This window comes from Gracilibacillus oryzae, from assembly GCF_009498735.1.
GTDB lineage: Bacteria > Bacillota > Bacilli > Bacillales > Amphibacillaceae > Gracilibacillus > Gracilibacillus oryzae.
Genome location: NZ_ML762466.1, coordinates 1 through 1,764 on the forward strand (window position 1 = coordinate 1; position 1,764 = coordinate 1,764).

3 protein-coding genes are annotated in these 1,764 nt (G+C 34.5%); all 3 read left to right on the top strand.

The features are described 5' to 3' along the window. The first annotated feature begins 85 nt into the window (after nucleotides 1-85). Nucleotides 86-523, top strand: a complete 438-nt coding sequence (locus F9U64_RS22345) for a VOC family protein (RefSeq protein ID WP_153407108.1) — start codon at nucleotides 86-88, stop codon at nucleotides 521-523. After that, nucleotides 516-1,307 (top strand): DNA alkylation repair protein, encoded by a 792-nt coding sequence (locus F9U64_RS22350; protein WP_153407109.1) that lies wholly within the window; start codon nucleotides 516-518, stop codon nucleotides 1,305-1,307. The genes F9U64_RS22345 and F9U64_RS22350 overlap by 8 nt, the downstream gene beginning before the upstream one ends. A gap of 7 nt (nucleotides 1,308-1,314) precedes the next feature. Next, nucleotides 1,315-1,764: TetR/AcrR family transcriptional regulator (locus tag F9U64_RS22355; protein ID WP_228275864.1), on the top strand; the 450-nt coding region annotated here is incomplete at its 3' end.

Consider the following 1,764-nt stretch of genomic DNA (forward strand, 5'->3'; position numbering starts at 1 on the left):
ACACCATAAAAAAGGAGTTAAAGAAATTTTGAGAAAACAATAGTATTTTAAAGATATTTGAATTATATAGAGGGAGGTAATTTAAGTGAATTTACAGTCTTTTTATCCTGTAATTATGTCGAAGGATGTAGAGTTAACCAGTGAGTTCTACCAGCAACATTTTGACTTTACTGTTACATTTAAAGCGGATTGGTATATTAGCCTGAAACAGAATAAAACGGATTATGAGCTGGCAATTTTAGACACAAATCATCAAACAATCCCTAAAAGCTTCAGTAACTCGATCCAAGGGTTAATACTGAACTTCGAAGTAGATGATGTAGATGCCCTTTATACAAGACTGATTCAACAAGAAAAACTTCCACTAGAACTTGATATCCGCGATGAAGAATTTGGTCAAAGACATTTTATTACAAGTGATCCAAATGGTGTGTTAATTGATCTGATAACGATCATTCCGCCAGCGCCATCCTTTCTTAAAAAATATTATGAAAAAATATGGGAGAATGAACAGGATGGCTGAATATGTCCCTTTAAAATATTATTTTGATGAGCAGCTAGCCGTCCGATTATCAACATTAATCAAGCCGCACTATCCTCTATTTCCACAAGATGCATTCATCCGAGAAGTTGCAAATAAAGTAATAAATAAAGAATTAAAGCAAAGGGTTGAAATAATTACAGATCTGTTAAAAGATAACCTGCCAGAAAATTATATTGATACATTAAATATTTTGCTGCATTGCCTTGGACCGGAAAATAGTAAGGAAGAAGGCATGTTTAAAGAGGGGTATTTTTTGATGCCGGTCGCTTTTTTCGTTGAAAAGTACGGAATTAATCATATGGATGCATCATTAAAGGCATTATATGAAATAACCAAACGACATACCTCAGAATATGCAATCAGGCCATATTTAAATGAAAATATGGAGCTGTGTATTCTTTATTTAGAAAAATGGATAAACGATGAGAATAGCCATGTCCGCCGTTTAGTTAGTGAAGGAACAAGACCAAGGCTACCATGGGCGAAGAAGATGGAACCAATTAAAAATGACCCGGCAAATAATCTGCAGCTATTAGAAAAATTAATCAACGATCCCTCAAAATATGTGCAAAAATCAGTCGCAAATCATATAAATGATTTAACCAAAGATTATCCAGAAGAAGTATTGACATGGTTAGAGAAGAATGTTATCTATAAAAACAGCTATCAGCCGAAGATAGTCATTCATGGATTACGTACTTTGCTTAAAAACAAGGATGACCAGGCGACGAAACTAGTAGAAATAATGAGAGGAAAGGTATGAAAACATCATGAGAAAGAGTAAGGAAGAAACAGAATTAACAATCCATAAACTAAAACAAATTGCGAAACAGCATTTTATTGAAAAAGGATATAGTCAAGTTGTCTTAGAAGAAATTGTACAGGAAGCTAACTTAACAAGAGGCGCGCTTTACCATCATTTTAAAAGTAAAAAAGCATTATTCTCAGCAGTTTTTGAAACCATCCAGCAAGAGGTAGCTGAATTTGTGGAAACAGAAGCGATGAAAACTGACGATGAATGGCTACAGCTTATGAAGGGTTGTCGTGCATTTTTAATTGCTGCAACGGAATCCAGGAATGTCAAAATCTTATTAATAGATGGTCCAGCGGTTTTGGGATGGGAAACGTTCCGCCAAATGGATGAGCGTTACTCGATGAAATCATTAAGAGAACAACTAGAAACATTGCAGAATAATAATCAATTGAAGGAGATCAGCATT